The following is a 25,639-nucleotide window of genomic DNA, read 5'->3' as shown; positions in this document are numbered from 1 at the left end:
TTTCGGATACCACTGTAAAAGCCGCGCATACTTTCTTCGAGTTGCACCGTTCATCCGACAAACCCCCACGCCATGGTTGCCGGCGCCGGGCGAATGGGTGCCGGACGAGCTGCTGCCAGCCGCTTTTGCGCAGCCCCCAGCCTGACCGAAAGTCGCTCAGTCTCCAGGGTCAGGGCCTGGGTGCCATCGTCCGTCAGCTCGTAATAGCGGCGGGCGCGGCCATCAACTATTTCCTCGCCGGCCCTGCGAACCAGTCCGTCCCGTTCCAGACGCTCGAGCGAGGCGTAGAGCGTCGTTACCCGCAATGACACCTTGGAGGCAGTCAGCGATTCGACATCTCGCAGGACGGCATAGCCGTGCTGCCGGCCACCTGCGAGCGCCGTGAGAATCCAAAACGTATTTTCATTCATGACCACAAATATACCCACAGTGGGAATATAGGGCCATAGGGAGTGTCACCTGCTAATCCCACGAAATCACGGCTTCACACACAGCACCACGGCGGGCGGCGCGGCCTTCCACGCGAAAGGCACCTTCCGCCGTCGTACGCCCAGGCGAGCACCGCAAACGGCCCGTTATTCGCGGATCTCTTCGTGCACCGGCTTGAGATGGACCGGAACAGCATCTCCAACAATGGCGGGAAACTCACACGTGAACTCGCCCTTGTAGCCGAAGAGGAAGCCAAAGTAGGGATTCCGCACCTGCATCTGGATGGTGTAGACACCGCGGGCGTCGTCGTAGCGTTCATAGAGGTCAGCAGTGCCCGTGCCAATAGCTGGAAAGTTGAAGGCAACCGCCCCCTCATAGAACCGCTGGCCGGTGGTTTGTAAGTGAAGGGAACCGTCGTCGAGGACGTCCAGGACCAGATCTGTGGCCAAGTGCTGGTGGGTTCCAAGGTAGTCAACAATGGCGCCACGGTCCTTGCTGTGCACCATGGTGGCGTCAAATCGTCGCTTCTTCGCGCGTCCACCCTTGACACTTGGCACGTCCAGAGTCCGCACAAAGGTGACGGTGGGCCGAGCAAAGCCGTCTACATAGGGGTAATTCTCCACCGTGAAGGGAATGGTGTCTCCCTGATCTGGGAACAGGATGTTGCGGAACGCGCCGAAGCGCAAGAACAGCACCGTCCACCAGGCACCGCGGCGAACTTCGGAGAAAACACCTGTCCCAACACAGGCATAGCCGGCCTCAACATCCACGCCAAAGCGCTTCTGCATCATGGGATGCAGCCGCTGGAAGTCTTCACCGAGGGCTATTTCAAAGATTGAGGCCACGTCTATTCCTCTCTATTGGTGGGTGGTTGTTGCCCGGCCGGTCAGGTTCCCGCAACCGGCTGAGTGCAGCAGGGGCCCGGGCTGCACGCTCATCTGGCGCACGACGCAGGCACCTTCCCGCGCGCGGCACCGACCAGTGGGCCGGTGTTGCCACGGTTGCCAGTGCAGCAACCGCACCCAGGGCTACAGCGCCCAGACTGCGTTGCGCTACCGCCCGGCGGAGCAGTCCCCAGCAAGCAGCAGACCGCCTGCTCGGGCGCCGGCGTCCAGGAACCAACGGCTGCGTGAGTCCCGCGGGTCCTGCTCCGATTCCGCCCACAGGCGCAAGCTGTCAAAGCTGATGGCCGTTGCCCAGCCCAGCGCCGGCCGGATGATCTGCGCGTCCAGGGCCTTGCCTAGAATTCCCATCCCCGGCTGATAGTTGTACCCGGTGATGAAGCGCAGGCCGTCATCGGTGGGGATATAGCGCCAGTACCCGGAGCCAGGGCCAATCGGTGAAAGCCAGTCGGCGGTGTCGAACTTCAGCACCGACGTCGCTTGGCCATCCGCCCGGTGCCGGTGGCCCAGCGAGGTCCCAGTCCCCCTGATGATGTGCAACGGCAGCAGAAACTCGTAGCGGAACCGCAGCTGCCCGTGCTCGTCCTGATCAACGGGGATGATGCGTGAGAAGCGTAGGTCCCAGCGGGGGTGCAACTGCGGATTCTGACTCAGCTCCCATACCCGCTCCATGGCAGCCCTCATGCGAATCTCAACGTAGATCGGCTTGCGGACGGCTTCCTTTCGCCCCACATTTTTCCCCATTCCCCAATCCTAAAGCCGCCCCATAGCGTTTCCCTCCAGCCCACCAGTTCTAAAGTACGACGGCGACGCCTCCTCCCGTGCCACACGCGCCACCGTTGAGGAGCGGCCCGGCAGGCCCTTCGGTTTATGGGAATATGGGGGCTGTGCGGTCAAGCGCTGACGGGCGGCGGCACTTCATTACAGGAGGAAAGCATGTTGGAAATGGGCGGCATTCTGCTCGCTGGCATGTGGGCTGGAATGATCAACGTGGTGGTCGGTTCCGGAACCCTAGTGACTTTTCCGGTGCTCCTGCTCTTTGGCTATCCCCCACTGACGGCAAATATTTCCAACAACATTGGGCTGGTGGCCGGTGGACTGTCTGGCACATGGGGCTATCGCGAGGAATTGGCGCCGAACCGAGCCCTGATTCTACGGCTGCTCCCGGCGTCGGCCATTGGCGGCTTGACCGGTGCGTTACTGCTCCTGGTGCTGCCGGCGTCGGCTTTCCAGACGATAGTCCCCCTTCTCATTGTTGTTGGGCTGCTGATGGTGGCGCTGGGCCCGGCTTTGCAACGCTTAGCCGCACGACGCCGGGCCCTCGCCTCGGTGGCGACTCTCACCACTCCCGGCCCGTCGGCGGGCACGGTTGGCCTGTTGGCTGGCATCTTTGTGCTGGGCATCTATGGCGGCTACTTTGGCGCGGCCCAAGGCATTTTGCTGGTTGGCTTTATGAGCATCGTGACCACGATTGCGCTGCAGCAAATCAATGCCGTCAAGAATGTCCTCACAACAGCAGTCAACGCCATTGCCGCTGTCACATTCATCGCCGTGGCCGGGGAACATATTGATTGGAAAGTGACCGCGTTGATCGCCTGCGGTTCACTTGTGGGCGGCTTCTTCGGAGCCAGGTTTGGCCGCAAGCTGCCTCCTACCGCTCTGCGGGCCACCATTATTGTGGTGGGCACGGCGGCACTCGTGAAGATGGTTTTCTTCCCCTAGCCACCGGCGCCTATTGGCTTCGCCAGTACTAACAGCAACGGCTGCCAGGCACTCCTACTCAAGCCGCCGTGTCCCTAGACTGGGAGCATGATCTTCAGCGCACTATTGCTCGTTGCTTGCTATGCCCTCCTTATTTTCGTCGTCGTGCGTTGCGCCGATGGGCGCATTGGCATCAACGGGATGGCGGGGATCAGGACGCGACTCATCATGACCAACCAACAAACCTGGCTTGCCGGACACAAAGCAGCCAAAAACGCGAGTCTGGCAGGCACTTACGGAGCCGTGGCCCTGACGGTAATCGCCTTATTCTTACCGGGTGAGCCGTTACAGGCCACAACGCTGCTTCTCGGCTGCGGCGCGCTACTGGGAGGCGTCCTTTATGGAGCCGCTCAAGGCAATAAAGCTGCGCAACAGGTCTTGGCCGTGCAGCACCCAAACTAGTACCTCATGCGCTCTGGCGCCGCTAACTGGCGCATCGAAGCAAGCAATGCGCCGTATTGCCCGGAGCGCAAACTTTGGTGGGTCACGGCTTTAGACATGGTGCAGGCACCGGGTAACAACGCCCCACACCGAAACTTCACCGCTCAACGCAACCACCTCGGCGGTCGCCGGGGACGTGCCTTGGGCGGGCTGGGTAGTTAGGGAGGTGACGCCGTCGTGCTTCATGAGGCGGCGGATCAAGAGCTCTCCCTCGACGACGGCAACCACCACGGAACCGTCGCGCGGGGTCAGCGCGCGGTCCACGATGATCTCGTCACCGCCGGCAATCCCGGCGCCGGCCATGGAATCGCCGGAGACACGCATGACGAAGGTGCTGGTGCGGTCGCGGATCAGGTGGCGGTTGAGGTCAATTCCGCCATCAAAATAGTCGCGGGCGGGGGAGGCAAAACCGGTGGGATCCGCACTGGGCGGCTTGCGGGCCGCCGGATCTACTCCAAACACGCCACCACCGCCTAGTACAAAGATTCGAAACTTCAGCATAGCACTGTGGCCCCTAGCACCGCCCGGCACTGCAGAGCCAAGCGCTCCCAGTCAAGCGCTGCCGGCGCAGGACAATGGGGTGCCGAACAGGGGTCGTGTCCGCTGATCCAGGTTTGCGGGCGGGTTGCTTCGAGCCGTGCGATGGCTTCGGGCAGCACCTCCACAACGTCGGAAGCTCGTAGGGCGCATCCGTGTCAAAAGCCTGAACATGATTAGCCACCACCGCATGAGCTTCCTTGAAATACCCCGAATTCACATGCAGTTGCCCACAACACGCCCGCCCGGAAGGAAACGCCACCTCATGCCCCAACCGCCCACTCACAACCCACACCTTCGGGACTGGAGCCACCTTGGGCGTGATGCCGGGAAGGACGTGGGCCCGTGGCAGGATGGAACGGTGACTGATAAAAAGGAAAAGGCGGCAGGAACGCGCGCCTACGAGGCGGTCTTGGCGAGCATCGAGGCCGAACTGCGTTCCGGGCGGCTGAATATCGGCGACCGCCTCCCAGGAGAGCGCGTCCTCTCCGAGCAGCACGGGATCTCACGAGCCTCGGTGCGAGACGCGATCCGTATCCTGGACGTCATGGGACTCGTGCGCACAGCCACCGGATCGGGGCCGAACTCCGGGGCAGTTCTAATCTCCAACCCGGCGGCAGGACTGTCCTCGACCTTGCGCCTGCACGTGGCGAGCCGGCACCTGCCGGTCGCCGACATTGTGGAGGCCCGCATCCTCATGGAGACCTGGGCCGCGTCGAAGGCCGCGAGCGAGCTGCCGATCAACGAACCGTCCCTGGCCCGGGCCAGGGAGCTGCTGTCCTTGATGGATGATCCTGCCCTTGACCGCGAGGCCTTCCACGACCTTGACTCGCAGTTTCATGTCCTACTAAGCACCATGGCCGGCAACGCCGTAGTGTCCGCGATGATGGAATCCCTGCGCCTCTCCATCATGGACTACGTCCGCAATTCCGTCACCACGGATGAGCAGTGGTATCCCGTCGCTAAAACGCTGCGGGCCCAGCACCACGCCATTCTTGACGCCATCACTGCCCGCGACGGCAAGCTGGCGGGACGGCTATTGCGAGAGCACATCGAATGGTTCTTCATCGAGAATGGCAGCTAACCACACCACCAAGCGCGAATCCCCTGCCTGCCCGGCCGCCGGACCCACCGTTATCCGCGCAGCCAGGAAAGCGATACGCACGGCAGCCCTCAGATGCGCTGTATTGCGGTCGAGCCCAGTAAGTGGGGCTCCCGCACCACAAGAAGTCATCACCACAAGGTGAAAAGAGTCACATTTCCCGGAAGATCTACGTTAGACTATGGTGGTCCGACCATAGAGGTCTGACCACAAACTTTAGTCACCCCCTCGACGCGGAGGAACCCCTTGGACCTATTCACCCCCACCACAGACCCTGTGCTCAACAGCGTTGCCTGGTCGGCCATCGTCGCCCTCCTGCCACTGCTGACCTTTTTCATACTGCTCGCCGTTGTCAAAACCCGGGCACACGTTGCTGGCTGGTTTGCGCTCCTCGTGGCACTTATCGTCGGCATCGTTGCCTTCAAAATGCCCACCGGCTTGGCACTCCTGTCCGCAAGCCAAGGGGCGGTCTTTGGCGCCTTCCCGGTGCTGTGGATCGTCATCATGGCAGTCTGGCTCTACCAGGTCACAGTGCTCAGCGGGCGGTTCGAGGACCTCCGTCGTGTCTTTGACGTGATCGGCAAGGGCGACGTGCGCCTGCAGGCAGTCCTCGTCGCGTTCTGTTTCGGCGGATTGTTGGAAGCCCTTGCAGGGTTCGGGGCACCAGTGGCGATCACCGCCACCATGCTCCTCGCGCTCGGTCTGCCCCCGTTGCGGGCAGCGGCAGCCGTGCTGGTCGCCAATACTGCCCCTGTTGCCTTCGGTGCCATGGCGATCCCGATCACCACCGCTGCTAACCTTACCGGGCTGCATGCAACGGACATTGCCTCAATCGTTGGGCGCCAAGCTCCGCTGCTGGCAACCTTCGTGCCGCTGATTCTGCTATTCATTCTCGACGGCCGCAAGGGCCTCAAGGACTGCTGGCCGGCCGCGCTCGTTGTCGGTTTCTCTTTCGCGATAACGCAGTTCCTCTGCTCTAACTACTTCTCCTACGAACTCACCGACATCGTGGCCTCACTCGTGGGACTCGGCGCAGCCGTAATCTTCTTCCGGTTCTGGACGCCCAAGGGCAGTGAAGCCGCACGCGAACGTCTCAGCGTGGCCTCCGCCGAGGCAGACGCAGAGGCGTCCGCTTCAAGCACCTCAGGCGGCGGTTCAAAGACAAAGACCGCTGTAGTCAGCGCCGATACTGCTGCGGACCGTTTGACCCCGGCGCGCACTTGGTTCGCTCTGTTCCCCTATTTCCTTGTGATCGTCGTTTTCGGTATCGCGAAGCTGTGGAAAGTGGTCGTGGATGTGCCCGCGTTCCTGGCCACCACTGATATTAAGATTCCCTGGCCCATCCTGCACGATGCCCTGGTGGATTCAGCAGGAGAACCGCTATCGGCTACCGTCTACTCCTTCCAGTGGCTCTCCACTCCCGGCACCTTGCTGTTGATCACCGGTTTGATTGTCGCCTTCGTGTACTCGAAGAACGATGAGGGTGGCCGCTACCGAATCACCGTTGGCAACGCAGTGGCGGAAATCGGGCGCACCGTCTACCGGATGCGTTGGGCTGGCACCACCATCATTACCGTCCTCGCACTGGCGTATGTCATGAACTTTTCCGGGCAGACAATCTCTATCGGCACATGGTTGGCGGGCACGGGGACGTTCTTTGCGTTCCTTTCACCTGTCCTCGGGTGGATCGGCACTGCCGTCACCGGTTCCGATACCTCCGCCAATGCACTGTTCGGCAAGCTGCAGCAGACCGCCGGCATCCAGGCCGGGATCGACCCGAACCTTCTCGTGGCAGCGAACACTTCCGGTGGCGTCGTTGGGAAGCTCATTAGCCCGCAGAACCTGGCCATCGCCGCCACGGCCGTTGGTTTGGAAGGCCAGGAATCGGTTATCCTGCGTAAGGTCGTTGGTTGGAGCGTAGGCCTGCTGCTGGTCCTCTGCACGCTTACCTACCTGCAGTCCACCCCCATCTTGGGCTGGATGCTGCCGTAGTTTCAGGTTTTCCTACTGGGGATTAACCTAATGGGGAGTGTGCGGGCCCACCGGCCCGCACACTCCCCATATTATTTGTCCCATTCTGGGGACGACTCCCAGACGTGCCCCTGCGCGTATGAGCGCCCCGCCTTAGTGTGCGGCGAGTAGGGATGCGGCTTCTTGGCGGGTGTGGCCGGAATCTTCGATGCCTTCAGCGATGTGGGCGAGGTGTTCGGGGATGTCCAAACCCTTCTTACGCATGGCCGTGGCCCAGAGGCGTCCGGCACGGTAGGAAGAACGCACCAAGGGTCCGCTCATGACACCCAGGAAACCGATCTCTTCTGCTTCGGTGGAGAGTTCCAGGAACTCCTGGGGTTTGACCCACCGATCCACGGGAAGGTGGCGTTCGGAGGGACGCAGGTACTGGGTGATGGTGATCAAGTCCGTCCCAGCATCGTGAAGATCCTGCAGTGCCTGGGAGATTTCTTCACGAGTCTCACCCATACCCAGAATCAGGTTGGACTTGGTGACCATGCCCTGATCCCGGCCCTGCGTCAACACATCCAAGGACCGCTCGTAACGGAACGCCGGGCGGATGCGCTTGAAGATCCTCGGCACGGTCTCTACATTGTGCGCGAAGACCTCGGGCTTGGATTCACAGATCGCAGTGATGTGTTCGGGCTTGCCAGAGAAGTCAGGGATCAACAATTCCACACCCGTGTTCGGGTTCAATTCATGGATCTTACGGACCGTTTCGGCGTACAACCACACACCCTCATCGGCCAGATCATCACGGGCCACACCCGTGACCGTGGCGTAGCGCAAATTCATCTTCACTACCGAGCGGGCCACCTTCGTGGGCTCAAACCTGTCGATCGGGGACGGCTTGCCCGTATCGATCTGACAGAAATCACACCGGCGCGTGCATTCGGAACCACCAATGAGGAACGTGGCTTCACGGTCTTCCCAGCACTCAAAAATGTTCGGGCAACCAGCCTCTTCACACACCGTGTGCAGGCCCTGACCCTTGACCAGATTCTTCATCGCGATGAACTCCGGGCCCATCTCGACCTTCGTCTTCATCCACTCAGGCTTACGCTCAACCGGAACAGCAGAATTACGCTGCTCAATCCGCAACAACTTACGTCCCTCAGGTACCAACGTCATGAAAGTCCTCCTTCTAGCCGCGCATGCTTTTTAGCCACACAAACTGCTGCTTGATCTAGCATTCCACCACGTTTACGGCGAGTCCGCCCATGGCTGTTTCCTTGTACTTGGAGGACATATCGCGTCCAGTTTCACGCATGGTGACGATGACCTCGTCGAGGGAGACACGGTGTTGACCATCGCCCCACAGCGCCATTTTTGCCGCATTGATGGCCTTGGCCGCGGCAATGGCGTTGCGTTCGATGCACGGAATCTGCACGAGCCCGCCAATGGGATCGCAGGTCAGTCCGAGGTTGTGTTCCATAGCAATTTCGGCGGCGTTCTCCACCTGTTCCGGGGTGCCGCCCATGACCTCAGCCAGTCCCGCAGCCGCCATCGACGACGCCGAGCCCACCTCGCCCTGGCAGCCCACCTCTGCCCCGGATATGGAGGCCTGTTCCTTGTATAGGACACCTACAGCCCCGGCTGCCAGCAAGAATTTAACGACGACGGCGTCAATCGCCTCTTGCGATGCGTTGTGCATCCCGTCAATGTAGTGAGTTGCATAGAACATGACAGCCGGAATGATGCCGGCAGCACCATTGGTTGGCGCCGTCACCACACGGCCGCCGGAAGCGTTTTCCTCATTGACGGCCAAGGCCACCAAGTTGACCCACTCCTGCCAGAACTTCGGATCCCGGTCGGGATCCTCCGCACGGAGGCGTTCATGCCAGGCTGGAGCTCGTCGTCGAACATTCAAGCCACCGGGCAGCAGACCTTCGCGGGCAAGCGATGCATCCTTGCACTGGTCCATGACATCGCGAATGTGCAACAGCCCGCCACGGACCTGCTCCTCGCTGCGTTCCATGAGCTCGTTGGCCAGCATAACGTCACTGAAGTTGCCGCCAGCGGTGGCACAATGCTTGAGCAGTTCTGCCGCCGTGCGGAAAGGGTAGGGCAAAAGAGCCTTAGATGATTCCAGCTCGGCGACGGCTTCATCCACCGCGCCTTCGCGAATGATGAACCCACCTCCGACGGAGAAGTAAGTGGCCTCATGGAGCACGGCACCGGAGGCGTCAGTGACATTGAGCTTCATGCCGTTGGTGTGGCGGGGCAAAATGGTCAGTGGGTGCAAGATAATGTCATCTGCACCGTAGACCAGCTGCACGGTTCCGCCAAGCAGCAATGGCTCACCTGCGGCAAAAGCGGCCAGACGAGCATCGACTTCCTCGGGGAGAATCAGCTCCGGTTCGCGGCCTTCTAGTCCCAGCAACACGGCCGTCATGGTGCCGTGGCCTCGGCCAGTGGCGGCCAAGGATCCGTAAAGGTCCACGCGGACGGCGGCTATGCGCTCCAGCAGGTGCTGATCGCTCAGCTCCTGGGCAAAGGCCGCAGCGGCCCGCATGGGACCTACTGTGTGGGAACTGGACGGACCGATCCCCACTGAAAACAAGTCAAAAACGCCAACAGACATGTGAGTACCTCACTCAAGTGCTCATACTACTCCGAAGGCAATCCCGCCGGAGGTCTGGGCGCACCATGACGGTGAAAGCCCAGCCAGTCCCTGGGGTGGCCGTCGTCCAAGACGGCCACCCCAGGGAGCGAGTGTCCCGCTAGGACAGATTTGCCACTGATGGGTACAACGGATGCGCTGCGGCCAGAACCTCAACGCGGGCACGCAAAGCTGACAGGTCAGCTGATGCGTCGGCAATGAGCGCCTCAGCAATGATGTCGGCGACCTCTACAAAGGCCGCCTCGCCGAATCCGCGAGTAGCCAGTGCCGGGGTACCAATACGCAGACCCGAGGTGACCATGGGCGGACGCGGATCGAACGGCACGGCGTTGCGGTTGACAGTGATGTCGATCGCGGCCAAACGGTCCTCGCCTTCCTGGCCGTTGAGCTCGGCGTTGCGCAAATCAACCAGCACCAGGTGAACATCGGTACCACCGGAAATCACGGAGATTCCCTTGGCGGCAACGTCGGCTTCCATGAGGCGCTTAGCCAGAATGGCCGATCCGGCCAGGACACGTTCCTGACGTTCCTTGAACTCAGGTGTTGCGGCAATCTTGAACGCCACTGCCTTACCGGCGATGACGTGCTCCAAAGGGCCGCCCTGCTGTCCGGGGAACACTGCCGAGTTAATCTTCTTGGCGATGTCGGCGTCGTTGCTCAAGATGATGCCGCCGCGCGGGCCAGCCAACGTCTTGTGGGTGGTGGAAGTGACCACGTGTGCGTGCGGCACCGGTGAGGGATGCAGACCTGCAGCCACCAGACCAGCAAAGTGCGCCATATCCACCATGAGGTAGGCCCCCACCAGATCCGCGATGCGGCGGAATTCGGCGAAGTCCAGCTGGCGGGCGTATGCGGACCAGCCAGCAACAATGAGGGCCGGCTTGTGCTCGAGGGCCAGGCGCTCAACCTCGGCCATGTCCACCTGATGGGTGTCTTCACGAACCTGGTACGGCACCACGTTGTAGAGGCGGCCGGAGAAGTTGATCTTCATGCCGTGTGTGAGGTGGCCACCGTGGGCCAAGTTCAGGCCCATAATGGTGTCGCCGGGCTTGATCAGTGCATGCATGACCGAGGCGTTGGCTTGGGCACCTGAGTGCGGCTGAACGTTTGCATATTCTGCACCGAACAAAGCCTTGACGCGGTCAATTGCCAATTGCTCAATGACATCCACGTGCTCGCAACCGCCGTAGTACCGGCGTCCCGGGTAGCCTTCTGCGTACTTGTTGGTCAGGACTGAGCCCTGAGCCGCCATTACGGCCGCCGCGGTGTGGTTTTCCGAGGCGATCATTTCCAGCCCGCTGCGCTGGCGTGCCAGCTCGGCATCAATCTGTACCGCAACTTCCGGATCAAGCTCTGCCAGCGTCGCGTCCAAACTCGGTGACACTACCTGGACGAAGTCCACTGCGGACCCTACGCCGCTCACAGTTCGCCGCCATTGGCTGCTGCGTACTCTTCTGCACTGAGCAGCGGGCCATCGGACTCAACGTCCACCTTGAACAACCAGCCGGCTCCGTAAGGATCGGAGTTGATGATGGCCGGATCCTCAATGGCACCGGAGTTAGTCTCGGTCACCACACCGGTCACGGGTGAGTACAAATCGGAGACGGACTTCGTTGACTCAATTTCGCCACACACTTCACCGGCGGTGACAGTGGCGCCTACCTCAGGCAGGTCAACGTAGACAATGTCGCCGAGGGCGTCAGCGGCCACGGCTGAGACACCAATAGTGGAGGGACCCGCACCGTCGCGGGCAATCCACTCGTGCTCAACGGAGTACTTAAGTTCTGCTGCTACCTTGCTCATGGTGAAAACCTTTCAGGGGAAGTGAGGGTGACGCTCGGGATAAGGCGACAGAGCCGGTGTTTTCGTAGGCGACGTAAAGGAGGCCCCAAAGGCCGCCCGCGGCCGACGGGCCGGATAGGCCCCAAAGGCCGCCCGCGGCCGACGGGCCGGATAGGCCCCAAAGGCCGCCCGCGGCCGACGGGCCGGATAGGCCCCAGACGCTCCCACGGCTCGCAAGCTCGCCGCGGGACCCTCGCGTCTGTGGGCCCAGCCGAGGAAATACCGGCTCTGTCGCCGGGGTCTCGACAAGCGTGACCCCGGCGACAGTACGTGCAGAAACTACTTTTGGCGCTTGTAGAACGGCAGTGCTACAACTTCAAAGGGCTCAGCCTTGCCGCGCAGATCCACATCGAGCGCGGTGCCAATTTCGGCATGTGCCACATCGACGTAGGCCAGGGCTACCGGGTAGCCAAGGGTGGGGCTGGGCTGACCGGAAGTGACTTCACCAATGACGGCGCCGTCCTTCAAGACAGGGTAGTGGCCACGGGCAGCACGCCGCCCAAGGCCCTTCAGGCCCACGAGCTTACGGCCAGTGGTGACGCCGTCGCCCGATTCCTTGATGGCGGCCAAGGCGGCCTTGCCCACGAAATCGCTTTCCTTGGCCAGCGAGACCACGGGGCCCAGACCAGCCGAGTAAGCGTGACCTGTCACGGAAAGCTCGTTGCCGTAGAGGGGCATGCCGGCTTCCAGACGCAGGGAGTCCCGGCATGCGAGTCCGGCAGGTACAAGACCCTGATCGCTTCCGTTCTCCAGCAACACCTGCCACAGCGTGGCTGCATCGGCGTTGGGCACGTAGATTTCGAAGCCATCTTCACCCGTGTAGCCGGTGCGTGCCAGCAGCAGCTCCTGGCCGTTGATGGTGACGTAAACCGCGGCGTAGTACTTCAGCTCGGTCACGAGGGAGTGCTGCTCTGCCGGGACCAGCGTCAGCAAGATGGCTGCCGCGTTTGGTCCCTGCACGGCAACCAGAGACGTTTCACTGGTGACGTCTTCGACGACTACATCGAAGCCAGCGGCACGCTCGGCCAACAGACCTGCAACGGTTGCTGCGTTGCCTGCGTTGGGTACCACTAGGTATTTCTCATCGCCCAGGCGGTAAGAAATCAGGTCGTCCACAATGCCGCCGTCGACATTGCAGATCAGCGAATACTTGGCCTTGCCAACGGCCACGGCAGAAAGCTTGCCAGCCAAGGCGTAGTCCAAGAACGCAGCCGCATCGGGACCGGTCACCCAGACTTCACCCATGTGGGAGAGGTCAAAGAGGCCCGCAGTCTTGCGTACGGCGTGGTGTTCTGCGAGTTCGGAGGAGTACTTCAACGGCATCTGCCAGCCACCAAAGTCGGTAAAGGATGCGCCGGCTTTCTGGTGCTCGCCGTAAAGGGCTGTGTGGTTCTCAGTCATGGGAATTCCTTTGCGGTGGTGGTTAGAACGCTTTAGTCTTCGAAGTCTTCAATGGGAGGGCACGAGCAGACCAAGTTGCGGTCACCGGCTGCACCATCAATGCGACCCACGGGCGGGAAGTACTTGTCCTGGCGCAGTGCGTCCACCGGGAATACAGCCTTTTCGCGGGAGTAGCCGCGGTCCCAGTCGGAATTCACCACGGCGGCAGCCGTGTGAGGCGCGTTGCGCAGCGGGCTGTCTTCCAAGGTGAAGGTACCCTCGGCAACCTGATCAATTTCGGCACGGATGCTGATCATGGCAGTGATGAAGCGGTTGATCTCGCCCAAGTCCTCAGACTCGGTGGGCTCAACCATCAAGGTGCCGGATACCGGGAAGGACAGCGTGGGAGCGTGGAATCCGTAGTCGATGAGGCGCTTGGCCACATCTTCTGCGGTCACACCGGTCTTAGCAGTCAGATCGCGCAGATCCAGGATGCACTCGTGAGCAACCAGGTCACCGGCGCCGGTGTACAGAACCGGGTAGTGCTCGTTGAGCTGCGAGGCAATGTAGTTCGCTGCAAGCAGCGCAGACTTGGTAGCTTCGGTCAGTCCCTTGCCACCCATGAGCTTGACGTAAGCGTAGGAGATGGGCAGCACGCCGGCAGAACCGAATCGAGTGGCCGAGATCGGCACGCCGGTGCCCTCGATGGTGCCGGAGGCGTTGGCATCGCCGGGCATGAACGGAGCCAGGTGAGCCTTGGCTGCAACCGGGCCAACGCCGGGGCCGCCACCGCCGTGCGGGATGCAGAAGGTCTTGTGCAGGTTCAGGTGGCTGACATCGCCGCCGAACTTACCGGGCTGAGCCAGGCCAACCAGAGCGTTGAGGTTAGCACCGTCAACGTACACCTGACCGCCAGCTGCGTGGACGGCGTCGCACACATCCGTCACGTCAGCGTCGTACACGCCGTGCGTGGACGGGTAGGTGATCATGATGGCCGAGAGCTGATCCTTGTGGGTCTCAATCTTGGCGGTCAGATCAGCGTGGTCAATGGTGCCATCGGGAGCGGTTGCGACAACAACAACCTTCATGCCGGCCAGCACAGCCGAGGCTGCGTTGGTGCCGTGAGCCGACTGCGGGATGAGGCAGATGGTGCGCTGCGCATCGCCACGGGAGAGGTGGTAGCCGCGGATCGCCAGCAGGCCAGCGAGCTCGCCCTGCGAACCGGCGTTGGGCTGGATGGAGACCTGATCGTAGCCGGTGATTTCGGCCAGATCGGCCTCCAGTCCACCGATCAGTTCACGCCAGCCAACAGTCTGTGAGTCTGGAGCGAACGGGTGGATGGAGGCGAATCCGGGCCAGGACATGGCTTCCATTTCAGCCGTTGCGTTGAGCTTCATGGTGCAAGAGCCCAAGGGGATCATGGTGCGGTCAAGCGCCAGATCGCGGTCGCTGAGGCGGCGGATGTAGCGCAGCATCTGAGTTTCGGAGCGGTGGGTGTTGAAGACGGGGTGGGTCAGGAAGTCCGAGACGCGCACTGTGCCAGCGGGCAGCGCGAAGTCTGAGCTGCTCCCCTGGTCAGTGCCGTCGCCTGCCGGTGCGGCACCAAACACGGCGGCAACGCGGGCCACAATGTCCGCCGTCGTGGTTTCATCGACGGAGATACCAACGTGATCGGCATCGATGGGACGCAAGTTGATACCGTCGCGCTCGGCGATGGCGACCAGTGCGTTGGCGCGGCCCGGAGCACGCACCGTGAGGGTGTCGAAGAAGGAGTCATTGACAAGCTCGACGCCGGATCCCTGCAGTGCTGCTGCCAAGGTGCGGGCGTGTCCGTGAACGGTTTCGGCAATGGCCTTCAGGCCGGAGGGGCCGTGGTAGACGGCATACATGGAGGCGACGATGGCCAGCAATGCCTGCGCGGTACAAATGTTGGAGGTGGCCTTCTCGCGGCGAATGTGCTGCTCGCGCGTCTGGAGGGCCAAGCGGTAGGCCGGCAGTCCGGTGTTGTCCTTGGAGACACCAACGATGCGTCCAGGCAACGAGCGCTCCATGCCATTGCGAACAGCCATGTAAGCGGCGTGCGGTCCACCGAAGAACAGCGGAACGCCGAAGCGCTGGGCGGTTCCAACGGCGATGTCGGCACCCTGCTCACCGGGAGGGGTGATCAGCGTCAGCGCCAGCAGATCGGCGGCAACGGTGACGAGGGCACCCTGCTCCTTGGCTGCGGCGATGACCGGTGCGTGGTTGAAGACGCGGCCGGAGACACCGGGCTGCTGCAGAACGATGCCGTTGATGGCACCTTCGGGCAGACCCAGGGAAAGATCGGCCACCTCGACCTCAAAGCCCAAGGCTTCGGCGCGGCCCTTGACGATGGCGATAGTCTGCGGCAGTAGATCCGAGTCCAAGACGGTCTTGGCGTCGCCGGCACCCTTGGTCTTGTTGGAGCGGCGCATGAGCAAGACGGCTTCTGCCACGGCGGTTGCTTCGTCGAGCAAGGATGCGTTGGCAACGGGCAACCCGGTCAAATCGCTGACCATGGTCTGGAAGTTCAGGAGTGCCTCGAGGCGGCCCTGGGAGATTTCCGGCTGGTACGGCGTGTAGGCCGTGTACCAAGCGGGAGCTTCAAGGATGTTGCGCATGATCACCGGCGGCGTCACGGTGTCGTAGTAGCCCTGACCGATCATTTGCACGGCCATCTTGTTCTTGGCTGCGAGCGCTCGCAGTTCGCTCAGAACTTCAACTTCGCTGCGTGCCGACGTGAGTGCCAGCGGCGTGCTCTGGCGAATCGAATCGGGAACGGCCGTATCAACGAGGGAATCGACGCTGTCATAGCCGATGGCCTTGAGCATGGTTTCGATGTGGGACTGTTCACGGGCACCAATGTGGCGGTCGGCAAACACGCTAGGAAGAGATTGAATCGTCAAGGGGAACTCCAAGGTACGGCCGGGCGGAAGCTTCGGCATGAGTGGGGTTCCTCCCCGCTCTGTCTTGGACCTGAGAGATTCCGCGGATTTGTGATCCGCTTTGCACCGTCGGTGAGTCAGAATTAATCTGACTGCTTTCCAGAGTTGCCTCGCCATGACGGTACGGGGGCCTGAGAGATTCCTGGGGAGGATTTGCTCCTACGGCGCCTCACACATTGCTGGGAGGACTCTCCCGCCACGGTTCAAAAGGCATATTAAGATGTAGGTGATTCGTACCACACAATACACGAGGTTTCCCATTTGGCACAACTCCTCGCATATTCACCGCTCACGGGAGAACCTCAGTGGTGACTCCATGGCCCGTTCTGATGCTTTTTCATGACTTCGTCTTGCGCACAGCTCCATGTCACGCTAATCTGTGATTCGCGTCACCAATGTTTTTATCTTTGTTGTATCTGTATTTTTTGCAGCGCCAATGACCCGCGGCGGGAGAGTCCTCCCAGCGAAATCGGTAGGCGCCGAAGGAGCAAACCCTCCCCGGGAATCTCTCAGGCCCCTGTACCGCCGCAGCGAGGCAACTCTGGAAAGTAGTCCGGTAACCGGGCTCACCGACGGTGCAAGCGTTTACTTGATTTTGAGTAGCGCGGAAACTCTCAGGTCCCAGACAGAGTGGGGAGGAAAAATCTTCCTGGTGCTCCATGCCACCTGAACGAAGGACTTCCTTTGACTACTCGCCACACTGCACCAACCCCGGAGCCCGCAGCGGACGCTCCACCCCAACTCGAACGCCAGCTCAGCAACCGCCACATTCAGCTCATCGCCATTGGCGGAGCCATCGGAACCGGTTTGTTTATGGGCTCGGGCAAGACCATCTCCGCGGCCGGACCGTCCGTGATCTTCGTGTACATGATCATCGGATTCATGCTCTTCTTCGTCATGCGCGCCATGGGAGAGCTCCTCCTGAGCAACCTCCATTACAAGTCATTCAGTGACTTCGCCGCGGACCTGTTGGGCCCCTGGGCCGGCTTCTTCACTGGCTGGACATACTGGTTCTGTTGGGTCATCACCGGCATCGCTGACGTCATCGCGATCGCCGCCTACTCCGAAATACTCTTGCCCGGGATTGACCTATGGGTTCCCGGGGTTGTCACCATCGGAATCCTGCTAGTGCTGAACTTGACCACTGTGCGAGCCTTTGGCGAAACGGAGTTCTGGTTCTCCCTCATCAAGATCATCGCCATTGTCGCCTTGATCGTGGTTGGCCTGTACATGATCTTTAGCCGTTTCGAATCTGACACCGGAACAGCAAGCTTCACCAACCTGTGGACGCACGGCGGAATGTTCCCCAATGAATTCATGGGATTTGTAGCCGGTTTCCAGATCGCTGTCTTTGCTTTCGTAGGTATTGAGCTGGTCGGCACCACTGCGGCTGAAGCCAAGGATCCCGAAAAGAACCTGCCCAAGGCCATCAACTCGATCCCGATCCGCATCCTGCTGTTCTATGTAGGTGCCTTGGTGATCTTGATGTCGGTTATCCCGTGGACTCAGTTCGCTGCCGGGCAAAGCCCGTTTATTGCCATGTTCTCCATGGCCGGGCTCGGAGCAGCCGCCACCATCATCAACCTCGTGGTGCTGACGTCCGCGATGTCCTCAGCCAACTCGGGCATCTACTCAACCTCCCGCATGGTTTATGGCCTCGCCCAGGAGGGCGATGCGCCTGCAAGGTTTGGCAAGTTGTCCAAGCGCAAGGTCCCCAACAACGCGCTGTTCCTCTCCTGCATTCTCCTGCTGTCAAGCATCGTCTTGCTGTACGTAGGCGATGACATCAGCAAGGCTTTTGAAATGGTCACCACAGTGGCCGCTGTCTGCTTCGTCTTTGTCTGGTCCATCATTCTGGCCAGCTACCTTGCGTTCCGTCGGCGCCGCCCGGAATTGCATGATTCCTCCAAGTTCAAGATGCCCGGTGGCATCCCCATGGTTTACGTTGTCTTCGCCTTCTTCGCCTTTGTCCTCTGGGCCCTGACGACTCAGCCGGATACGTTGATTGCCCTCCTGGTGACTCCCATCTGGTTTATTGCGCTTGCCGTGGTCTGGTACTTGGTTGGTAAGACTCCCAGCCATCTTGCCCGTTACCGGAAATTCAAGGAGGACCTCGCAACGGAGGCAGAGGTGGAGGCCGCCGCTGCCCGTCACCTGGCGAACGAAGTAGAGTCCGGACGATGACCGCCGCGCCGTTGACGCCGTCGGGCATTCCCAGTGAGACTGCTGCGGTAGGCGAGGGGTTCATCCTCACGTTGGACTGTGCCGAGAACCCCGGGATTGTGCACGCGGTTGCGCAATACCTGCTGGACCACGGCTGCTACATCGTGGATATCAAGCAGTTCGGTGACCAGCTGGTGCGGCACTTCTTCATGCGGGTGCATTTTCTGGCCTCCGTTGACGGGCCAACTGCCGAGGAGCTTCGGAGCGAGTTCGAGCCCGTGGCGCAACAGTGGGGCATGAGGTGGCGGTTGGAGCCGCAGGCCCGCAAGGAACGCATTCTGGTGATGGTTTCCAAGTTTGGCCACTGCCTCAACGATCTGCTTTTTCGCGCCCGGACAGGTGAACTGCCAGTGGAAATTGTGGCCGTGGTATCCAACCATGAGACCCATAGGGATCTGGTGGACTGGCATGGAATCCCGTTCCATCACATCCCCGTGACCGCTGAAACTAAGCCGGCCGCCGAGGCGCAATTACTAAAGGTGGTAGATCAATACAGTGCTGAATTGGTGGTTCTGGCCCGGTATATGCAGGTCCTCAGTGACGATCTGACCTCGGTCCTCTCCGGACGTGCGATCAATATTCATCACTCATTCCTGCCCAGCTTCAAGGGTGCCAAGCCTTACCACCAGGCTTATGATCGCGGCGTCAAAACGGTCGGAGCCACGGCCCATTACGTCAACGCCGAGCTGGATGAAGGGCCCATCATTGCCCAACAAGTCATTGACGTGGACCACACGTACAGCCCTGCGGATCTTGTGGCCGTTGGCAAAGACGCCGAATGCAAGGCTCTCACTAATGCCGTGAGATGGCATGCCGAAGGCCGCATCATCCTCTCCGGAAACCGGACAGTAGTTCTGCGATAACTGCTTTGTCCCAACCCAACACTATTGGGTGGGGTTGGGACAAAGCCCTTACGTCTTCGCATCTACTCGCTTATTCGTCTACCTCGCGCCAAGGAGATCCCGCCCCTGCGCTAGCACCATGTCCCGAAAACGCGTGGCCTGCGCCGTGGCGTCCGGCCGGTTACGCCAAACCAGGCCAATGTCACGCCGCGCGGCGGGCCACGCGATATTTACTTCGCACCGACTCAACCCGCCGCGCTGGGCCTGCTGGGCATTGCCCCGTTCCGGAGGCGCCACCGCTAAGCCAAGTCCGGCTGAGACGAGTCCTCGCACGGTATGCAGGTCCTGACCTTGAAAAGCGACGTGCGGGCGGAACCCCGCTTGGTGACAGAGTGACTCAACAATGGATCGCATCCCATAGCCAGGCTCGAGCATGACGAAGGGTTCATCACGAACCTCGTCGAGCCTGACTCCGCTGCTTCCGGCCAGACGATGATCGGCAGGAACCACCAATTTCAGGGGTTCCGAATACAACACCTCGGCACCCAGAGTGCGGCTCGATGGAGGCGTCGGAGCCACGAGCGCCAAATCTGCCGATCCCGCGGCCAGCAGATCCAGGCAAAAGGCCCGGCTCCCCTGCTGCAGATCAAAGCTGACGCCGGGATTTTCCCGGGTAAAGGCCCTGATGAACAAGGGCAGCACCTCCTCTCCAAAGGTGTGCTGAAACGCCACTTGAATCCTGCCAAACTGCTGTCCGGACTCTTCCCGCGCGAGTGCCAATCCGGTACGAACCAACTCAAGCGCTTCACCGGCTTTGGGTATCAGCGCCAGGGCTGCAGGCGTCAGCTCCACCCCACGCCCCTTGCGCAGCACGAGCGGGGTGCCCACCACCTCGGCGGCTCTAGCCAAGGCCCTGCTCACGGTTGATTGTGGAATACCGAGTGTTTCAGCAGTTGCCGTTATGTGGCGGTTGGCGCCCAATTCCACGAGGATGGGAAGCACCGGCAGCAACGTGGCCAGCTCACGGTTGTCGTTATCCATGGTTTATAGAACCACGGAACACCCAATGAAATCATCCATTAATGGATAAATTCGGTTTTATTCATGCATTAGACGGATGGATGCGGCGGTTCTACGGTTGAACATGTGATGGAGCAGAATAGCCAAGCAGAGCAGCAAAACCAACAGCAGAGCCCACAACAGAAGCAACAACAAGGATCCGGACGCACGGTTGCTGCCACTAGCCACCCGAAGAATCCTGCTGTGGACACGGCACCTTCGTGGGACGGTCACCGCCGGGGCAGCTCCGGGTATCGCCGGATTCTGGCAGCTCTGGCCTGTGCCGGAGTGGCGACCTTTGCTCAGTTGTATTCCTTGCAAGGTCTGCTTCCTTTGGTCTCCCGCGATCTCAACGTCACTGCCGCGCAGGCTTCTTTGACCATCTCCGCTGCAACCGTGGGGCTTGCTGTCGCCGTCTTGCCATGGTCATTCGTCGCTGACCGTTGGGGACGAGTCCGCACCATGGGACTGGCTGTTATCCTGGCGACAATCTTTGGCCTGCTGGTACCGTTGGCGCCCAACTTTGAAGTCCTGCTGACCCTTCGAGTTCTGGAAGGCGCTGCGCTGGGCGGAATTCCCGCACTAGCCATCTCCTACCTAACGGAGGAAGTCAGCCCCTCCACAGCTGCATCAGCCGCCGGCGCCTACGTTGCCGGAACTACGCTGGGTGGGCTATTCGGCCGCCTTCTGGCCGGTCCCGTGGCCGACATTGCCGGCTGGCGGATGGGCACCTTGGCCGTGTCGTTGTGTGCCGCTGCTGCGGCCGCAGGTTTCCTATTGCTGGCCCCGCGCCCGCGCGGCTTCATCCCGGTGCGCTCGCTAGTTTCCGTCGCACAAGAATCCGTTACCCCAAATTCCAGTGCCCAAGGATTTGCTGCCGTACTGGGCAAGCTGACACCCCAGTTGCGTAACGGCTCATTGCTGGCTCTTTACGCACAGGCCTTCTTGTTAATGGGCGCGTTCGTGAGCGTGTACAACTACTTGGGGTTCCGTTTGGAAGCGCCGCCCTATCTGTTCCCGGCGTCGGCGGTGGCCCTACTTTTTCTGGCCTACCTGGCCGGGACCGTGTCCTCACGCCTCGTTGCCGGTTTGGCCGCCCGCTGGGGCCGGCGCACCGTGTTACTGGCGTCCACGGGCATCATGGTCGCCGGCCTCGCCCTGACCCTGGCTAGTCCGGTTCTCATGATTCTGGCAGGACTAGTGGTGTTCACAGGAGGCTTCTTCGGCGCCCACAGCATCGCCTCAGGGTGGACCGGGGCGCTGGCGACCACTGGCCGGGCGCAAGCGTCATCGCTCTACAACCTCAGCTATTACGCCGGTTCTAGCCTCATCGGCTGGAGCGCAGGCTTAGTGTTTCAACAGCTTGGGTGGGGCGCCATGGCAGCCGGTTTGGCCGCTCTCGCAGCCGGTGCCGCCGTGATTGCAGCCATGCTTCTTCCTGGCCGCTACGCCTCGGATCCCAGCAGGGCTGGCTCCGCCCTTATCTGACCAGGTCTCCCGCAGTCCGGTGCATGCGCAAGGCCTCAATTACCGGGTACAGCATCAGGACCCCGAGCACGGCGAACGTCCACTGGTAGCTGGCCACGGGGGCTGCGTCAGGTGTTCCCTCCAGCAAGGCTTGGGCTGCACGCAAGATCAAGGCGCCCACGGCAATACCCAGACCGGTGGCGATCTGGGCAATGGTGGAGGACAACGTGTTGGCCCCAGCCATCCGCGCCTTAGGAACGTCCACAAACTGCAGCGTGTTGTAAGCGCTGAATCCAATGGAGCGCAGCACACCGCTAACAAAAAGCACGGCTGCGATGATGATCAAGGGCGTGTCTGGGTTCAGGAACGCGCAGGCCACCAGTACCAGCGCCCCGCCGGCATTGCTCAACAGCAGAACCCGACGGAAACCAAAACGCCTGATCAGGGGCGAGGTGGCCGGCTTGATGAGCACGTTGCCAGCAAACACGGCCATGGTCATCAGGCCTGCCTCGAACGCGCTCCACCCAAAGCCAATCATGAACATCAGAGGCAGTAAGAACGGCACGGCATTGATAATCAGCCGGTACAGCGCACCCCCGGCGTTGCCGACCAGAAAAGTGTGAATCCGGAGTGCGCGCAAGTCCAACAGTGGGTGGCGGGAGCGCTTGAACCACACCAGGGCTGCCACTGTCCCGAGGGCTGCCAACACCAGCCACAGCACCACTGCAAGCCACGGCGTGGGTGCCGAACCTATCAGTTCCATGCCAATCACCAGAGCGGCCAAGGCAACACCGCAGAGCACGAAGCCAAACCAGTCTGGCGGTGGCACCTTCCGGGCGCGAATGTCCGGGACCACCCTTGTTGCCACGATGAACGCGATGATGCCCAGCGGGACGTTGATCAAGAAGATCCAGTGCCAACTCGCGTACGTGACCAGGAGTCCACCCAGTACCGGGGCCAGCACCGGGGCTATGAGCGCCGGCCAGGTCAGGTAGGCGATGGCCTCAAGGAATTCTTTCCTGTCGGCATCGCGCAGCACCACCAGCCGTCCCACGGGGACCATCATGGCACCACCCAGGCCTTGGAGCATGCGGGCTATGCACAAGAAAGTCAGATTGGGGCTGAGTGCACACAATAATGACGCAATGGTGAAAATGGCAATGGCCGCGGTGAACACCCGGCGAGCGCCAAAGCGTTCAGCAAGCCAGCCACTGATTGGAATGCCCACAGCCAGCGTGATCAGGTATGAGGTCATTGCCAAATTGATGTCGACGGGCCGGACCTGCAGATCGGCAGCAATGCCTGGCGCCGCCGTGGCAATGATGGTCCCGTCCAGGATCTCCATAAAATAGGTTCCGGCGACCAACAGCGCCAAGGAGCGGCTAAATGAACTGGTGCCAGCCGACGTCGTGCTTCTCATAATCACCGCCTAAGCCTAACGGCCGAGGGGCCCCGTGCGGGGGCCCACGCCCGCGAGGGCCCCAAAGCGAGCCTGCGAGCAATGGGAGCGGGTGGGGAGAAGCGAGTTGTGCCGGAGGTCCGGCCTACGCAGGAAGAAACCTTAGGCTGTCAGTCCCAGCTGGCTCATGCGCTTGGAATGGTTGCGGGTCAGGGTGCTGAGTATTTTCGAAACCTCAGCTGCGGCGGCCTCTTGGGTACCGTCGGGGCGCAATCCCACCAGGAAGCTGTGCTTGGCGCCGATGCGCTGCACTTGGGTCAGGGCCTCCCCTACGAGTCGACGGCCCCACAACGCCAAGCGGGATGAGAGCCGCGGGTCCTGCGCCAGCATGTTCTTCAAGAGCTTGGTCAGTAGATCGTTCTGCTCATCGCTGGTGCGAACGGCGGCGATGACGGCGCGGGTGGGCTCATCCAGATGCTCGGCAATAGCGGCGTAAAACTCTTCCGTAATGGCTTCCACCACATAGGCCTTCATCAACGATTCGTGCCAATCGGCGGGCCGGGTGCGCTCGTGGAAGGCATCAACCATGCGCTTGTACGGGGACATGGCCAGTTCCGGGTCCATGCCCATCTCCTGCAGCCGGGCACACATGGCCTCATAGTGACCAAACTCGGAGACGGCCATTTTGCCTAGCACGGCCCTATCGGACAACGACGGTGAATGACTGGCATCAGTGGCCAGCCGCTCAAAAGCGGAGAGCTCGCCGTACGCAATACTGCCCAGCAGGTCCACCACGAAGTTGTCGTATCGGGCGGTCAGTTCGCCTGCAGAAACGGACTCGTCGGGCTCGGATGCTGAAATACTCATAAGCACCAGCGTAGTGTGTGCCGCGCCGCCCTTGCTCCCGCAAAAGATTCGTTTACGCTGAACCCGTGCCCTACTCTCACATTGGCGTCGGAAGCAGCGCCGCAGAAAAGTCCCTTGTCCAGGCCCTCGCGGCCCTCAGCGAAGAGTTCAAGCTCCCTGGAGAATTCTCCCCGGAAGTCCTGGCGGAAGTTGATCAGGTTATCGCGGCCCACCAGCTGCCCTCCCCGGATCTGACCGCGCTGCCGTTCATCACGATCGATCCGCCCACCTCTCAGGATCTGGATCAGGCCATGCATCTGGAGCGCAGCGCTGACGGCTATGTTGTCCACTACGCCATCGCCGACGTCCCCTCCTTTGTGCCCGCCGGCGGCCCGCTCGATGCCGAAACCCGCCGCCGGGGCCAGACCATCTACACCCCCGGTCAGCGCATTCCCCTGCATCCGGCGCCCATGAGCGAGGGTGCCGCAAGCCTCTTCGCCAACGATCCGCGCTCCGCCTATGTGTGGGAGATCCAACTGGCCGCGGACGGTACCCAGACCACGGCCACCGTCCGCCGGGCTACCGTGCAAAGCGTCGCCAAGCTTGGCTATGAGGAAGCCCAAAAGATGTACGACGCCGGGACCGCACCTGCGGCCATCGCCGGCACCTTGGCGCTGTTGGCTGAGATTGGGATCAAGCGCATCGGGCTGGAGCGCGCCAGAGGTGGCGCCAGCTTGAACGTTCCCTCCCAAGAGGTGGAATTTGTTGACGGCCGCTACGTACTGAGCTTCCGTCCCAACCTGCCCATTGAGGACTGGAACGCGCAGATCTCACTCCTGACCGGCATGGCCGCTGCCACGATCATGATTGAGGGGAAGGTGGGCATCCTGCGCACCATGCCCGCCCCCGATGAACAATCGATTGCCACCTACCGGCTGCAGACCGTGGCTCTGGGAACCCCTTGGACCAAGGACATCGCCTATGGGGAATATCTACTCAGCCTGAACACCGACGATCCCAAACACCTCGCGCTGATGCACGCCGCCACCACCTTATTCAGGGGCGCCGGTTACACCCCGTTCAACGGTGAGGTGCCCGAGGAGGTCATTCAGGCCGCCGTCGCTGCTCCCTACGCCCACACCACGGCCCCACTGCGCAGACTTGTGGACCGGTTTGTGCTGGCCATTTGCGCCGCACTGAGCGCCAAGGAAGAGGTCCCGGCATGGGCTGTCGAGGCCCTCGTGGAACTCCCAGACATCATGGCCGCCTCAAATCAACTGGCCAACAAGGTGGACCGGGCTGCCATTGACACTGTGGAAGCGGCGCTGTTGAGCCACCGGGTTGGAAACGAATTTGACGCTGTGGTGCTTGCCGGGCCGAAGAAAAACGGGCACGGTTCCAAAATCGCCGCAGCCCGCAGCTCTATCCAGATCCAGGATCCTGCCGTCACCGCGTACTGCGACGGTGACCTGGAACCTGGCACTTTGGTGCGGGTAACGCTGGCCTCCGTGGACATTGCCAAGAGGAGCGTAAAGTTCGTCCCCGCCTAGACCTCACGGCCCCGGACCCACCCGCTTCGCTCCTGTCCCGCCGTCGAACATAGCTCAGTTGACTAGCTCCGCAGCCAGTGTTTGTAAGCAACATTGTCATCTGCGCTATGTTCGCCGCGGTATTTGGAGCTGTGCCGCTAGACTAAACATGTAGACATGGATGCCCGGTCGTTGATTATTAGTTTTTGATTCAACAAGCCCGCCCCTACGCGCGTCTTATCAGCTCTTCCCGCACCTGCCGTTTGTGGCGTCGGAATGGCACG

General features: G+C 61.2%; 22 protein-coding genes and 2 riboswitches. Of the genes, 8 read left to right on the top strand and 14 right to left on the bottom strand.

All coding sequences use genetic code 11. The annotated features are described in order from the left end of the window. Nucleotides 1–50 precede the first annotated feature (50 nt). From AS189_RS06495 to AS189_RS06485, 3 genes are all read right to left on the bottom strand, one after another. Nucleotides 51–410, bottom strand: a complete 360-nt coding sequence (locus AS189_RS06495; RefSeq protein WP_062286826.1) for a PadR family transcriptional regulator — start codon at nucleotides 408–410, stop codon at nucleotides 51–53. 165 nt (nucleotides 411–575) lie between these two features. Continuing rightward, nucleotides 576–1,274 carry a DUF4166 domain-containing protein gene (locus AS189_RS06490; RefSeq protein WP_062286825.1) on the bottom strand — a complete coding sequence of 233 codons (699 nt, stop codon included), beginning with the start codon at nucleotides 1,272–1,274 and terminating at the stop codon, nucleotides 576–578. Nucleotides 1,275–1,481: 207 nt separating this feature from the next. Then, the gene (locus AS189_RS06485) at nucleotides 1,482–2,075 is read right to left on the bottom strand and encodes a hypothetical protein (protein WP_062286824.1); all 594 of its coding nucleotides are present in this window, start codon (nucleotides 2,073–2,075) and stop codon (nucleotides 1,482–1,484) included. Nucleotides 2,076–2,267: 192 nt separating this feature from the next. On the opposite strand from AS189_RS06485, the gene AS189_RS06480 reads away from it, so the two are divergent. Together AS189_RS06480 and AS189_RS06475 are read left to right on the top strand one after the other, a co-directional pair. Continuing rightward, nucleotides 2,268–3,053 carry a sulfite exporter TauE/SafE family protein gene (locus AS189_RS06480; protein WP_062286823.1) on the top strand — a complete coding sequence of 262 codons (786 nt, stop codon included), beginning with the start codon at nucleotides 2,268–2,270 and terminating at the stop codon, nucleotides 3,051–3,053. Between the two features lie 87 nt (nucleotides 3,054–3,140). Further along, on the top strand, nucleotides 3,141–3,494 hold the full coding sequence (locus AS189_RS06475) for an SdpI family protein (protein WP_062286822.1): 354 nt from the start codon (nucleotides 3,141–3,143) through the stop codon (nucleotides 3,492–3,494). Between the two features lie 90 nt (nucleotides 3,495–3,584). Here AS189_RS06475 and AS189_RS06470 read toward each other — a convergent pair whose 3' ends face one another. Both AS189_RS06470 and AS189_RS21205 read right to left on the bottom strand, forming a co-directional pair. Continuing rightward, nucleotides 3,585–4,034: a LexA family protein gene (locus tag AS189_RS06470; RefSeq protein ID WP_082634117.1), complete on the bottom strand. Its 450-nt coding sequence runs from the start codon at nucleotides 4,032–4,034 to the stop codon at nucleotides 3,585–3,587. Between the two features lie 13 nt (nucleotides 4,035–4,047). Then, entirely contained in the window at nucleotides 4,048–4,332 is a 285-nt protein-coding gene (locus tag AS189_RS21205) for a hypothetical protein (protein WP_424581541.1), read from the bottom strand. A 99-nt stretch (nucleotides 4,333–4,431) separates the two neighbouring features. Here AS189_RS21205 and AS189_RS06465 point away from each other — a divergent pair, with 99 nt between their 5' ends. After that, nucleotides 4,432–5,154, top strand: a complete 723-nt coding sequence (locus AS189_RS06465; protein WP_062293110.1) for a FadR/GntR family transcriptional regulator — start codon at nucleotides 4,432–4,434, stop codon at nucleotides 5,152–5,154. 264 nt (nucleotides 5,155–5,418) lie between these two features. Then, complete coding sequence (locus AS189_RS06460) at nucleotides 5,419–7,164, top strand: L-lactate permease (RefSeq protein ID WP_062286821.1); 1,746 nt, start codon at nucleotides 5,419–5,421, stop codon at nucleotides 7,162–7,164. Between the two features lie 132 nt (nucleotides 7,165–7,296). Here the strand turns inward: AS189_RS06460 and lipA are convergent, their stop codons facing one another. The 6 genes from lipA to gcvP all read right to left on the bottom strand — a co-directional run bounded on the left by lipA (nucleotide 7,297) and on the right by gcvP (nucleotide 15,876). Further along, nucleotides 7,297–8,313 (bottom strand): lipoyl synthase, encoded by a 1,017-nt coding sequence (gene lipA, locus AS189_RS06455; protein WP_062286820.1) that lies wholly within the window; start codon nucleotides 8,311–8,313, stop codon nucleotides 7,297–7,299. 55 nt (nucleotides 8,314–8,368) lie between these two features. After that, nucleotides 8,369–9,766 (bottom strand): L-serine ammonia-lyase, encoded by a 1,398-nt coding sequence (locus AS189_RS06450; protein WP_062286819.1) that lies wholly within the window; start codon nucleotides 9,764–9,766, stop codon nucleotides 8,369–8,371. Nucleotides 9,767–9,905: 139 nt separating this feature from the next. After that, a complete protein-coding gene (glyA, locus tag AS189_RS06445; RefSeq protein ID WP_062286818.1) occupies nucleotides 9,906–11,228 on the bottom strand; it encodes a serine hydroxymethyltransferase in 1,323 nt (440 codons plus the stop codon). Then, on the bottom strand, nucleotides 11,225–11,608 hold the full coding sequence (gene gcvH / locus AS189_RS06440; RefSeq protein ID WP_062286817.1) for a glycine cleavage system protein GcvH: 384 nt from the start codon (nucleotides 11,606–11,608) through the stop codon (nucleotides 11,225–11,227). The genes glyA and gcvH overlap by 4 nt, the downstream gene beginning before the upstream one ends. Nucleotides 11,609–11,926: 318 nt before the next feature. Next, nucleotides 11,927–13,048, bottom strand: a complete 1,122-nt coding sequence (gene gcvT / locus AS189_RS06435) for a glycine cleavage system aminomethyltransferase GcvT (protein WP_062286816.1) — start codon at nucleotides 13,046–13,048, stop codon at nucleotides 11,927–11,929. Between the two features lie 32 nt (nucleotides 13,049–13,080). Next, on the bottom strand, nucleotides 13,081–15,876 hold the full coding sequence (gene gcvP, locus AS189_RS06430; RefSeq protein WP_424581539.1) for an aminomethyl-transferring glycine dehydrogenase: 2,796 nt from the start codon (nucleotides 15,874–15,876) through the stop codon (nucleotides 13,081–13,083). Between the two features lie 223 nt (nucleotides 15,877–16,099). Then, nucleotides 16,100–16,196: riboswitch (glycine riboswitch) on the bottom strand. 231 nt (nucleotides 16,197–16,427) lie between these two features. Beyond that, nucleotides 16,428–16,525, top strand: a riboswitch (glycine riboswitch). A 149-nt stretch (nucleotides 16,526–16,674) separates the two neighbouring features. Here gcvP and cycA point away from each other — a divergent pair. Continuing rightward, nucleotides 16,675–18,174: a D-serine/D-alanine/glycine transporter gene (cycA, locus tag AS189_RS06425; RefSeq protein ID WP_062286815.1), complete on the top strand. Its 1,500-nt coding sequence runs from the start codon at nucleotides 16,675–16,677 to the stop codon at nucleotides 18,172–18,174. Continuing rightward, a complete protein-coding gene (gene purU / locus AS189_RS06420; protein ID WP_062286814.1) occupies nucleotides 18,171–19,076 on the top strand; it encodes a formyltetrahydrofolate deformylase in 906 nt (301 codons plus the stop codon). Before cycA ends, purU begins: the two co-directional genes overlap by 4 nt. Before the next feature lie 78 nt (nucleotides 19,077–19,154). On the opposite strand, the gene AS189_RS06415 is transcribed toward purU, so the two are convergent. Then, on the bottom strand, nucleotides 19,155–20,096 hold the full coding sequence (locus AS189_RS06415; RefSeq protein ID WP_062286813.1) for a LysR family transcriptional regulator: 942 nt from the start codon (nucleotides 20,094–20,096) through the stop codon (nucleotides 19,155–19,157). Between the two features lie 105 nt (nucleotides 20,097–20,201). Here AS189_RS06415 and AS189_RS06410 point away from each other — a divergent pair, with 105 nt between their 5' ends. Next, nucleotides 20,202–21,602 (top strand): MFS transporter, encoded by a 1,401-nt coding sequence (locus AS189_RS06410; RefSeq protein WP_237759987.1) that lies wholly within the window; start codon nucleotides 20,202–20,204, stop codon nucleotides 21,600–21,602. Here AS189_RS06410 and AS189_RS06405 read toward each other — a convergent pair. Further along, nucleotides 21,595–23,001: an MFS transporter gene (locus AS189_RS06405; protein WP_062286812.1), complete on the bottom strand. Its 1,407-nt coding sequence runs from the start codon at nucleotides 22,999–23,001 to the stop codon at nucleotides 21,595–21,597. The genes AS189_RS06410 and AS189_RS06405 overlap by 8 nt on opposite strands. 141 nt (nucleotides 23,002–23,142) lie before the next feature. Continuing rightward, a complete protein-coding gene (locus tag AS189_RS06400; protein ID WP_062286811.1) occupies nucleotides 23,143–23,847 on the bottom strand; it encodes a ferritin-like fold-containing protein in 705 nt (234 codons plus the stop codon). A gap of 65 nt (nucleotides 23,848–23,912) precedes the next feature. Between AS189_RS06400 and AS189_RS06395 the strand changes: the two genes are divergently transcribed. Continuing rightward, nucleotides 23,913–25,376 carry an RNB domain-containing ribonuclease gene (locus AS189_RS06395; RefSeq protein ID WP_062286810.1) on the top strand — a complete coding sequence of 488 codons (1,464 nt, stop codon included), beginning with the start codon at nucleotides 23,913–23,915 and terminating at the stop codon, nucleotides 25,374–25,376. Nucleotides 25,377–25,639: the final 263 nt, after the last annotated feature.

It is taken from the genome of Arthrobacter alpinus (assembly GCF_001445575.1).
Classification (GTDB): Bacteria; Actinomycetota; Actinomycetes; order Actinomycetales; family Micrococcaceae; genus Specibacter; species Specibacter alpinus_C.
The sequence above is the reverse complement of the archived record's forward strand: the minus strand, read 5'-3'. Positions and strand labels throughout refer to the sequence as shown.

Excerpts from the sequence above, each read along its gene's own strand:
- AS189_RS06480 (WP_062286823.1), top strand. The coding sequence starts at position 2,268 with ATGTTGGAAATGGGCGGCATTCTGCTCGCTGGCATGTGGGCTGGAATG.
- gcvP (WP_424581539.1), bottom strand. The coding sequence starts at position 15,876 with ATGCTCAAGGCCATCGGCTATGACAGCGTCGATTCCCTCGTTGATACG.
- AS189_RS06470 (WP_082634117.1), bottom strand. The coding sequence starts at position 4,034 with ATGCTGAAGTTTCGAATCTTTGTACTAGGCGGTGGTGGCGTGTTTGGA.
- AS189_RS06400 (WP_062286811.1), bottom strand. The coding sequence starts at position 23,847 with ATGAGTATTTCAGCATCCGAGCCCGACGAGTCCGTTTCTGCAGGCGAA.
- AS189_RS06415 (WP_062286813.1), bottom strand. The coding sequence starts at position 20,096 with ATGGATAACGACAACCGTGAGCTGGCCACGTTGCTGCCGGTGCTTCCC.
- AS189_RS06450 (WP_062286819.1), bottom strand. The coding sequence starts at position 9,766 with ATGTCTGTTGGCGTTTTTGACTTGTTTTCAGTGGGGATCGGTCCGTCC.
- AS189_RS06405 (WP_062286812.1), bottom strand. The coding sequence starts at position 23,001 with ATGAGAAGCACGACGTCGGCTGGCACCAGTTCATTTAGCCGCTCCTTG.
- AS189_RS06485 (WP_062286824.1), bottom strand. The coding sequence starts at position 2,075 with ATGGGGAAAAATGTGGGGCGAAAGGAAGCCGTCCGCAAGCCGATCTAC.
- AS189_RS06475 (WP_062286822.1), top strand. The coding sequence starts at position 3,141 with ATGATCTTCAGCGCACTATTGCTCGTTGCTTGCTATGCCCTCCTTATT.
- AS189_RS06495 (WP_062286826.1), bottom strand. The coding sequence starts at position 410 with ATGAATGAAAATACGTTTTGGATTCTCACGGCGCTCGCAGGTGGCCGG.
- gcvT (WP_062286816.1), bottom strand. The coding sequence starts at position 13,048 with ATGACTGAGAACCACACAGCCCTTTACGGCGAGCACCAGAAAGCCGGC.
- gcvH (WP_062286817.1), bottom strand. The coding sequence starts at position 11,608 with ATGAGCAAGGTAGCAGCAGAACTTAAGTACTCCGTTGAGCACGAGTGG.
- lipA (WP_062286820.1), bottom strand. The coding sequence starts at position 8,313 with ATGACGTTGGTACCTGAGGGACGTAAGTTGTTGCGGATTGAGCAGCGT.
- purU (WP_062286814.1), top strand. The coding sequence starts at position 18,171 with ATGACCGCCGCGCCGTTGACGCCGTCGGGCATTCCCAGTGAGACTGCT.